The 9335-nt window shown below is 47.0% G+C and carries 9 protein-coding genes and 4 tRNA genes; 11 read left to right on the top strand and 2 right to left on the bottom strand.

From position 1 onward, the window contains the following. The 11 genes from WCO51_05805 to lon form a co-directional block, all read left to right on the top strand. On the top strand, positions 1–537 hold a 537-nt coding region (locus tag WCO51_05805), incomplete at its 5' end, for a hypothetical protein (GenBank protein ID MEI6512772.1). Beyond that, the gene (locus WCO51_05800; GenBank protein MEI6512771.1) at positions 530–1264 is read left to right on the top strand and encodes a pseudouridine synthase; all 735 of its coding nucleotides are present in this window, start codon (positions 530–532) and stop codon (positions 1262–1264) included. The genes WCO51_05805 and WCO51_05800, both read left to right, overlap by 8 nt. After that, positions 1243–2097, top strand: coding sequence for an ABC transporter substrate-binding protein (locus WCO51_05795; protein MEI6512770.1), 855 nt, complete (start codon positions 1243–1245; stop codon positions 2095–2097). Before WCO51_05800 ends, WCO51_05795 begins: the two co-directional genes overlap by 22 nt. Before the next feature lie 190 nt (positions 2098–2287). Then, a tRNA-Asp gene (locus WCO51_05790) sits at positions 2288–2364 on the top strand. 6 nt (positions 2365–2370) lie between these two features. Next, positions 2371–2446: transfer RNA gene (locus WCO51_05785), tRNA-Phe, on the top strand. A gap of 47 nt (positions 2447–2493) precedes the next feature. Continuing rightward, a tRNA-Leu gene (locus tag WCO51_05780) sits at positions 2494–2576 on the top strand. Between the two features lie 29 nt (positions 2577–2605). After that, positions 2606–2680 (top strand) — tRNA-Gly (locus WCO51_05775). Between the two features lie 201 nt (positions 2681–2881). Beyond that, positions 2882–4159 (top strand): trigger factor, encoded by a 1278-nt coding sequence (gene tig / locus WCO51_05770; protein MEI6512769.1) that lies wholly within the window; start codon positions 2882–2884, stop codon positions 4157–4159. 89 nt (positions 4160–4248) lie between these two features. Beyond that, positions 4249–4842 carry an ATP-dependent Clp endopeptidase proteolytic subunit ClpP gene (clpP, locus tag WCO51_05765; GenBank protein ID MEI6512768.1) on the top strand — a complete coding sequence of 198 codons (594 nt, stop codon included), beginning with the start codon at positions 4249–4251 and terminating at the stop codon, positions 4840–4842. Between the two features lie 25 nt (positions 4843–4867). Then, the gene (gene clpX, locus WCO51_05760; protein ID MEI6512767.1) at positions 4868–6136 is read left to right on the top strand and encodes an ATP-dependent Clp protease ATP-binding subunit ClpX; all 1269 of its coding nucleotides are present in this window, start codon (positions 4868–4870) and stop codon (positions 6134–6136) included. Positions 6137–6335: 199 nt separating this feature from the next. Further along, entirely contained in the window at positions 6336–8765 is a 2430-nt protein-coding gene (lon, locus tag WCO51_05755; GenBank protein ID MEI6512766.1) for an endopeptidase La, read from the top strand. A gap of 68 nt (positions 8766–8833) precedes the next feature. Here lon and WCO51_05750 read toward each other — a convergent pair whose 3' ends face one another. Then, positions 8834–9094, bottom strand: a complete 261-nt coding sequence (locus WCO51_05750) for a hypothetical protein (GenBank protein ID MEI6512765.1) — start codon at positions 9092–9094, stop codon at positions 8834–8836. 6 nt (positions 9095–9100) lie between these two features. After that, positions 9101–9335, bottom strand: a 235-nt coding sequence (locus WCO51_05745) for a hypothetical protein (GenBank protein ID MEI6512764.1), incomplete at its 5' end; no start/stop codon positions are given.

Genomic DNA, 9335 nt, shown 5'->3' with positions numbered 1-9335 from the left:
CTTGGGAAATATCCTGGACTTGAGGGCATCAAGACCGGTTATACTGTTCCGGCCGGCCACTGTTTTGTTGGCTGTGCAAGTCGTAATGGATTTCGAATTATTAGTGTCGTTATGAAAAGTCCTAACTGGCAGGCAGAGACCAAAATGCTTCTTGACTACGGTTTTAAAAGTTTTCGTGCCTGGCCTTATACAAAGCCGGGGGCAAAAGTCGGAGATGTAAGTGTGGATAACGGCGAATCGTCCTCGGTTTCAGTTGTTGTTGGGGCTGCAGGGATGGCTGTTATTCCAGTAAGTGTGAATACAGCTAATCTAAAAGGTCAACCAAAATACGACAAATTAACAGCGCCGATTTTAGAGGGTCAGCAAGTCGGTGTTATCGAAGTTAAAGAAGCCGGTCGTCCTGTGGGTATTATCCCTCTGGTTGCCGAAAAAGCTGTGCCGATAGGAAATGGATCAAGTTCAAGGCGTGCTGCTTGGACGGCAATTTTTGCCGCACTCATCGCTGCAGCAGTAATTAGACGGAGACGTAATGGTTGAACGACTACAAAAAATCCTCGCAGCAGCAGGCTACGGTTCTCGCCGATCTTGCGAGGGGATAATCCAAAGAGGGCGGGTTTCCGTCAATGGGCAAGCAGTGACCGAACTGGGCACAAAAGCTGACCCTGATCAGGACGCAATTGCCGTTGATGGTCGTCTCATTCAATCTCAATCGAAGACCTATCTGCTGCTCTATAAACCTGTCGGTTTTACAACCACTCGAAGTGACCCTCATGCTAAGCATATCGTTATGGAGTTGTTGCCAGATGTCAAGGAGTCGGTTTACCCTGTAGGCAGACTTGATGTGGACACAGACGGATTGTTGCTTATGACAAATGATGGCGAACTGGCTCATCGCCTTACCCATCCACGTTATAATGTTTTCAAGATCTATCGCGCTGCTGTGGAAGGAATAGTCAAACCAGAAACAGTTGGACAGCTACGCAATGGTGTTAATTTGGAAGACGGCATAACTTCTCCTGCAGAAGTCAAAGTCCTGGCCAGTAAAATCAACCAAAACGAAAGTATTGTCGAGCTTACAATTCACGAAGGCCGAAAGCGGCAGGTCAAACGAATGTTAATGGCAGTTGGTCACGCAGTGAAATCACTTCGGCGCGTTGGTTTTGCCGAATTGACTTTAGGCAAACTAATGCCGGGTCAATTCCGTTATCTCACACCTCAAGAGGTGGAAAGGCTTCGTCAGTTATGCGGTTTAAGTTCTTCTTAATAGCTTTGTTGTGCAGTTCCTTAGCTTTCGGGGCAATCTCTGTTACCGATGGTAGAGGCAAGGTGATCCGACTGCCAAAGTATCCAAAACGAATTGTCTCAATCACCCCTTCTAACACTGAAATTCTATTTGCGCTGGGGTTGGGAAGTCGGATAATCGGCGTAACAAGTCGCTGTGATTATCCTCCGCAGGCTTTACTAGTTAAAAATAAAGTAGGCGATTTAAATACCAGCGTCGAAAAGGTGGCGTCATTAAAGCCCGATTTGGTTGTTGGCCATTCGCTACTTAATAAGAATGCAAATGCTGCGCTTGAACGATTGCACGTGCCGGTATTTGCTGGCGACCCGCGTACGCTCGATGAGGTTATGGGTTTCATCCTGAAGCTAGGGGAGATAACCGGTACTGAAAAGAAAGCGCATGCTATTGTTGTTAACATGAAAAAGAGCATCGCCTCGGTTCGCCAGCGAGCTGCCGCTGCGCAAACGTGCCCGCGAGTAGTCTTTGCGGTCGACATCTCTCCGTTGTGGGTTTGCGGAAAAGGCACCTTTATGGACCAGTTATGCCAGGCAGCAGGAGCGATTAATGTAGGAAATCGAAGCAGTGGATTTTATCAAGCATCCACTGAATCGGTTATTGCCCGTAACCCCGAGTATATTCTCGTCACCCATCCAAATCCGATGTACTATTACAGATCCCAAACTTGGCGAATTGTTGCAGCGGTTAAGAACAAAAAAGTGATACAAATCGACCCAAATATGTACACGCGAACTGGGCCACGCCTCTCTCAAGCACTAGTCAACCTTTTCGATATTCTTCACCCTGGGGGAAGGTAATGCCACAGTGGGGAAGATAGGTTTTGCCTTCCTGTTAAAATTCAGCTTCAAAAGTTAGCATGCTGATAAAAAATAGTGTTGACAAATAGAGTTATTTAGGTATAATAACCCTGCGAAGTGGTCCGGCGATAGTGTTCAATTCGATTTCTTATCGAGATTGTTCCTGGCCGATGTCCACCTGTGTTGATAGGGAGTCGTAGCTCAATTGGTTAGAGCGCCGGCCTGTCACGCCGGAGGTTGCGGGTTCAAGTCCCGTCGATTCCGCCACTACGTGCCGCGGTAGCTCAGATGGTAGAGCACGGGACTGAAAATCCCGGTGTCGCCGGTTCGATCCCGGCCTGCGGCACCACTGCCTACTAGCTTTAGCTTAATCGCAGAAGCGGTACGCTGGTTTAGGGGCGAGTGGTGAAATTGGTATACACGCTAGATTTAGGTTCTAGTGCCCAAAAGGCGTAGGGGTTCGAGTCCCCTCTTGCCCATACGTAATTGGTACCAGTCTGTAGACCGTGCGGGAGTAGCTCAGCGGTAGAGCATCTCGTTGCCAACGAGAGGGTCGCGAGTTCAAATCTCGTCTCCCGCCCCATTTCATTGTTAGGAATGATTGCGATATACGCACCTAGGTGCTGTATCTCTTGTCACGGAGTGGCGAGATCAGGGTCGCGCGCGCATTATCGGGCGCGAGGTGGATTTGGAAAGTCGCTCCGGATGGCGCTTAGGAATAATCCCCCTATTTCAATCTTCCACGACCTCTTGATTTCCCCAGATTATCATTTAAGGTGAATCGATGCAAGTAACTACTGAAGAACTGAACCCATGTACGATATTAATGACCGTTACAGTCGAAGCTGAGCGAGTCAAGGATGCGTTTAATCGCGCCATCAAGGACCTTTCCAAGTCTGTTCGAATCCCTGGTTTTCGACCAGGCTCTGCGCCTCGAAAGGTAGCTGAGCGATATCTCGATCCTGTTAGAATTCAGCAAAGAGCGGTTGATATCGCCATTTCGAAGGCCTATCAAGAAGCGATTAAGGAAACAGGGATTGAGCCTTATGGACAGCCATCTGTCGATCTCGAAAAAGTGGACGAAGAGTCCCCATTAGTTTTTAAGGTTAAAGTTCCGCTGACACCAAAGATTGAGCTAGGCGAGTACAAAGGGGTTCCTGCTCAAAAACAAAAAGTTGAAGTTACTGAAGAAGAAATCAACGAGAACATCGATACAATGCTTCGTCAGCAGGCTAAATTTACTAAGATAGAAGACAGAGCGGCAGAAACCGGCGATAGCGCAATGATTCTTGTAGAACCGCAAGAAGGCGATGATGTTCGTCCACGTAGATTTTTCATCGAGATAGGCAAAACTTTTGGAGCTTTGGACCAAGCGCTTGCCGGAATGAATCCTGACGATGAAAAAATACTTTCACTTAATTTCCCCTCTGATTTTCAAGAAGAATCTTGGGCAGGAAATTTGCTCAACGTTAACGTAAAGTTATTAACGTTGCAATCAATAGAACTTCCTCCGCTTGATGAGGAGTTTGCAAAGCAGCTTGGAACCGAAAGTGTTGAAGATTTTCGTGACAAAATCACACAGGCGATCCAATCATCAAAAGAAGCGCAAGCTCAGGATGAAGTTGATGAGCTTGTTTTTAATGAGGTTATTAACCGATCTGAAGTATTTATTCCTGATAATATGTGGGAAGACAAGGCTGAAGATCGTATAGCTCAATTAGAGGAAGATTTAGAAAAACAAAAGGTTCCCATCGAAGAATACGCCACTAAGAATAATATGACCGTCGAAGAATTGAAGAATCATATCCAAGAAGATATGAAAAATCAGATGATACGCCTAGTGATAATCCAGGAAATTGCCAAAAAAGAAGATATGCGCGTCAATCCTGAAGAGATGGCAGAGCAGATTATCTTCATGGCTCGCAGGGCAAATGTGACTCCCGACCAGATGCGACAGCATATCGAGAAGAATCAAAGCGCCGATGAAGTATTTATTCGCGCGCTTTTCAAGAAAGTCGTTGGGTTTCTTGCCGAGAATGCGGAAGTATCAGTAGTAGGGTGAAACGATCGCGACAGCGGGCAAGTTAGAACGCTTCGCATGATCGAAGCAGCCTAAATTTAGCCTTGCTGATTAATGAGCGGAGGGGATCAGTGACAAATAGCGTCATCCCAATGGTAGTAGAACAGACTGCTCGCGGTGAGCGCGCATATGACATCTACTCGAGACTCCTTAAGGATCGTATCGTTTTCATTGGGGAGCCGATTGATGATCATGTATCAAACTTGGTTATTGCAGAGTTGCTCTTCCTTGAAAAGGAAGACCCTGATAAGGACATTGAACTTTACATTAACTCTCCCGGTGGCGTCGTAAGTTCCGGCCTAGCCATCTATGACACCATGCAAATGGTGAAGCCCGACGTTGCCACTATTGTGGTGGGACAAGCAGCTAGTATGGGCGCTGTCCTGCTCGCTGGTGGTTCCAAAGGTAAACGTTATGGGCTACCACATTCACGTGTAATGATCCATCAAGTCAGTGCGGGCTTCCAAGGCACCGCAATTGATATTGATATTCAAGCACGAGAAATTTTGCGTTATAAAGACATACTCAACACTCTATTATCAGGCCATACAGGCCAACCGGTAGAGAGAATTGCTAAAGATACAGAGCGTGACTATTTTATGTCTGCTCAAGAAGCAACTGAGTATGGAATTATTGACAGTGTATTAGAATCGGGCAAGCGTTAAGGAGGCCTTTGTGGCTAAATCTGGTATGGATCGTCTTGACGGACGATGTATTTTATGTGGAACAGCGCGTGATAATGTTAGGAAGCTGATTGTTGGCCTTTATGGCGCGGTGTGTGCTGATTGTGTCGAACGTTGCGAGGAAATACTCAAAAACGAACACGGTCCGCAAACTGCCCTCAACGCCGGTCAGGCCTATGTAGATACAATTCCTAAACCCAAGGAAATCTATGATTTCCTATCCCAATATGTTGTTGGACAGGAACATGCAAAACGTTCGTTATCGGTTGCTGTTTACAATCACTTCAAACGCGTCCGAATGGGCAAAACCAGTGATGTGGAGCTACATAAGAGCAACATTATGCTGATTGGTCCCACAGGAAGCGGAAAGACCCTACTGGCGCAGACACTTGCAAGAGTGTTGAATGTTCCCTTCGCAATCGCTGATGCCACTTCGTTGACCGAAGCGGGTTATGTTGGTGAGGACGTTGAGAATATTCTTCTTAAACTTTATCAAGCGGCAGATCATGGTGGTAGCCCCAAGGAAACTGTTGAGGCTGCTCAACGAGGGATTATCTACATCGACGAAATTGATAAGATAGCCCGAAAATCTGAGAACCCCTCCATCACCCGTGATGTGAGTGGTGAAGGTGTTCAGCAGGCATTACTTAAAATATTGGAAGGTACAGTTGCCAATGTTCCTCCGCAAGGAGGACGCAAGCATCCGCACCAGGAGTATATCCAGATAGACACGAGTAATATTCTGTTTATCTGTGGCGGCGCTTTTGAAGGCTTAGAGTCGGTTATTGAACGCCGCATGGGCGATCAAAGTATGGGCTTTAGAGCCACTGTGACCAGCAAAAAGAAACGACAGGGAAATCTGCTGCACCACGTTCTTCCCCATGATTTGTTGAAATGCGGGCTTATCCCTGAATTCATCGGAAGAATTCCGGTCATTGCGACTCTCGAATCACTCGATGAAAGCGCGTTGACGCGAATCTTGGTTGAGCCGAAGAACGCCCTTGTACGACAGTATAAGAAGTTCTTTGAATTGGATGGCGTAGAATTGAATTTCGATGAGGATTCGCTTGTTGCCATTGCGCAAGAGGCGCTTAAGCGAGGAACGGGTGCTCGTGCCCTTCGCGCTATCATCGAAGAGGTCATGATGAACGTCATGTATGAAGTGCCGTCAAATCCTGATGTCAAAAAAGTTGAGATTACCAAACAAACAATATTGCAGCATAAAGACCCGCTGCTGTTTGATGGTGACAATGTCGACATAGAACGAGCCTCCTAACCGAGGTTTACATACGGGCAAGGTGAGGGCGCCCGACGAAAATTACATAAGTACTCACTATAAAGCCCCCTTTCACTTGAATGGGGGCTTTATTTCAGTATAAACTAGTCAGTAACTATATCCCTCCGATTTTGGAGGGATAATAATTTTGTTGATTACGCCTAATAAGGCGATTAACTAGAAGGTCATTAATAAATATATGCCGCGTTCATCAAAGAAGAATCAAGAACAACTCGAAACAATCGAGCCGATCCCTGTGAAACCACTGAAGAAGACTTCCTCACGCAAATCGCAGAGCAAAAAGACGGAAACACTACCTTTGCTTGCCATCCGTGACGCAGTTCACTTCCCTGATGTGTTAGCCCCACTATTGGTCGGAAGAGAACGTTCAGTCAGGGCTTTGGAAATCGCGCTTCAGTCAAACAGGCGGCTGTTTGTGGTCGCACAGAAGGATGTTGCTGTAGACGATCCGTCGTATGACGATTTATGCACCGTTGGAGTGATATCTGAAGCCGTTCAAGCGCTGCCGGTTCCTGACGGAACGATGAGGGTAGTGCTTCGAGGTTTGGAGCGCGCTACACTTAAGGGTTTGGTTTCAGAAGATCCTTATTTGGTTGCCGAAGTTGAACGGGTCAAAATTGAGCCTTGTTCAGGACCTGAGATCGAAGGCCTAATGCGAGAATGCGTTTTGCATTTTGAGCGTATTGTTCAGATTGGCCGACAAATCCCACCCGAAGCGGTCCCGAGCATCATGTACATAGATGAACCGGGCCGTCTTGCCGATTCAATCGCTCATCATTTAACTGTCCGCCTAACAGCTAAACAGCATATTTTAGAAATTTCCGATGTGCGCGAACGGCTTGAAGCCCTTGTGCATTTGCTCGTACGTGAATTGGAAATTCTCGAAGTCCAACAGCAAATCCGCTCGCGCGTCGAGAAGGAAATGGGCGAGACACAGCGTGAGTATTACTTGCGAGAGCAGCTTAAGGTTATTCAACATGAATTGGGCGAGCGTGATGATCGCGGCTCTGAAATTGACGATTACCGCGACAAGGTAAAGAACGCGAAAATGCCAGAGGATATCGAAGAGAGGGCGCTGAAGGAATTGGACCGTTTGGAGAAGATGCCCTCGGTTGCGCCAGAAGGCGGCGTTATCCGAAACTATCTCGACTGGCTTGTAGCATTACCTTGGAAAGTTAAGACCGATGATACGGTTGATGTTTCGGCAGCAGCAAAAATTTTGGATGAAGACCATTATGGACTGATGAAGGTTAAGGAGCGCATTCTAGAGTTCCTTGCTATCAGTCAACTCTCCGGCTCTCTTAAAGGCCCTATTTTGTGCTTAGTTGGACCTCCCGGAGTAGGGAAGACCTCAATTGGGCGAGGCATCGCCCGATCTCTAGGCCGAAAATTCATCCGTATTTCTCTTGGCGGTGTTCGAGATGAGGCGGAAATTCGCGGCCACCGTCGAACATACGTTGGATCGCTCCCTGGCCGAATTATTCAAGGGGTTCGCAATGCTCAAACACGCAACCCTGTGTTCATGCTCGACGAGATCGATAAACTAGGCATCGACTTCCGCGGCGACCCCACAGCGGCGCTTTTAGAAGCCCTTGATCCAGAGCAGAACGATAAGTTTTCCGATCACTATCTGGAAGTTCCGTTCGATCTATCTGACGTAATGTTTATCACCACGGCGAATTTGCTCGAAAACATCCCGAATACGCTGCGTGATAGGATGGAAGTCATCCATTTTCCTGGCTATACGGAAGAAGAAAAGCTTAATATCGCCATGAACTTCTTGGTGTCAAAGAAAATTGCCGAACACGGCCTTAAACCTGCACAAATTCATTTCCATGATGATGCCTTGCGCCTGATTATCCGCGAATATACTCGCGAAGCAGGTGTTCGTAACCTGGAACGAGAGATTGCGACTGTCTGCCGAAAGATTGCGCGCAAAATTGCTGAGAAGAAAATCAAGAAGGGTGATGTCAAAGTCAAAACCATTCCCGAGTATCTGGGCAAACCGCGCTTCCACTATGGTGTTATCGAAGAGCATGATGAAATTGCGGCCGTGACAGGGTTGGTTTACACCGAGTTTGGCGGCGATATCGTGACGGTTGAAGTAAGCCTTGTCCCCAGTACTGAGGGAGAGCTTATTCTCACTGGCCAGCTTGGTAATGTTATGCGCGAATCGGCTCAGGCAGCTTTGACGTATATTCGAAGTAGAGCGGTAGCTTTAAAAGCTGATCCGGAATTCAATCACAAGCATGATATCCATGTTCATGTTCCGGCGGGAGGTGTCCCCAAGGATGGTCCTAGCGCCGGCATTACTATGGCTACCGCACTAGCTAGCGCCGTCACCGGCTTGCCCGTTCGAAAAGATGTGGCGATGACTGGTGAAATAACTTTGCGCGGTAAGGTACTTCCAATTGGCGGTATCAAGGAAAAGATTCTAGCCGCTCACCGCGCAGGAATTACAACGGTTATTCTTCCCTACGAAAACGAAAAGGATTTAGATGAAATCGCTTCTCCTGTCCGCGCCAGCATGACATTCAAGCTAGTGCGCCATATGGACGAGGTACTGGAGTTAGCTCTAGTCAAAAAGAAAACTTCTCCTAAGCTTTAGTAGAAGTAATAAAATCAAAAAAGAGCGCAGGCAATGCCTGCGCTCTTTTTTGATTCAATACCTAATTGCTAAATTGCGTCGGGATCTTCGTCGAAGTTGGGCTCTTCGCTCTCACCTTCGAGATCGACCTCTTCAAGGCTGATGATTTCGGGTTCATCGGAATCGCCTTCACCGGCAGGTTTGGCGGTCGTTTCAAGATCCGAATCCATCAACAATAAGGGCTTAGGGTGTTTCTGGCGACAATTGTCGCACACGAACCTAATCTTGACACCCATAAGCCAAGCTGGAATTTTTTCAATATCGCTACCACAATCAGAACATGTAACCAACCAACATCACTCCTTCTCTTTTGCCATTTCACTGGCCTTCTTCTTTTGCTGCTCAATCCAATTCTTATGGGATAAAAACCCATTCACAACCATCAGAATCGCTGCGATGAAATACCACAACGGTAAAAGTGAGTCCTGCGGTTGGCCCGGGTCAGAGATCTTATTCGCGCTGGTTGCAAAACCATAGATAGAAATAATCAGGAGCAATCCAGCGATCCATATATAACTGCTTTTCCAAATT

It is taken from the genome of bacterium (assembly GCA_037131655.1).
Classification (GTDB): domain Bacteria; phylum Armatimonadota; class Fimbriimonadia; order Fimbriimonadales; family JBAXQP01; genus JBAXQP01.
Note: the sequence above shows the minus strand (reverse complement) of the source record. Positions and strands in the feature narration are given on the sequence as shown.